This is a genomic window from Sphingomonas sp. GC_Shp_6, assembly GCF_026540835.1.
In the GTDB taxonomy this organism is placed as follows: domain Bacteria; phylum Pseudomonadota; class Alphaproteobacteria; order Sphingomonadales; family Sphingomonadaceae; genus Sphingomonas.
In genome coordinates this window covers 1-432 of record NZ_JALNUO010000052.1, presented here as the reverse complement: position 1 = coordinate 432, position 432 = coordinate 1, and the positions used below count along the sequence as shown (strand labels likewise).

The following is a 432-nucleotide window of genomic DNA, read 5'->3' as shown; positions in this document are numbered from 1 at the left end:
CCAGTTTTCGCCATTGTGGGCGCTCGGCGGCTTGCCCCGAAGCCGCCGCTCGTTCAGCTTGCTGTAGATAAAACGAGCGCTGCTGATCCTTTGATAATCGGTAGCAAGCGGTGTCGGGACAAACTAGTCGGCAGTGGCTTCATGTCCGCGCCGGTACGGCTCGTCGCCGAACGGCTGCTGGGTCTGATTGCATGATGTAAGGGAACCAGCGCCATGCCAGTGAACGTTTATCTGAAACTCACCGGACCGAACATCATCGGTGAATCGACCAGCCCGGAACATGTCGGCGAGATTCAGGTGCTGTCCTGGACTCATAGCTTCAACCAGCCGACCAAGGTGGCGCGTAGCAGCATCGGCGGCGGGGCAACCGACGAGGCGGTTCACGGCGATTTCAGTTTTTCCAAGTACCTCGACACCGCGACCGATGACCTG

Annotated in this window: 2 protein-coding genes; both read left to right on the top strand. The window is 59.0% G+C overall.

Annotation, left to right across the window (positions count from 1 at the left end; translation table 11 throughout):
• Nucleotides 1–195, top strand: a 195-nt coding sequence (locus OXQ95_RS18645; protein WP_267383137.1) for a hypothetical protein, incomplete at its 5' end; no start/stop codon positions are given.
• An 18-nt stretch (nt 196–213) separates the two neighbouring features.
• Nucleotides 214–432, top strand: a 219-nt coding sequence (locus tag OXQ95_RS18640; RefSeq protein WP_267383134.1) for a type VI secretion system tube protein Hcp, incomplete at its 3' end; no start/stop codon positions are given.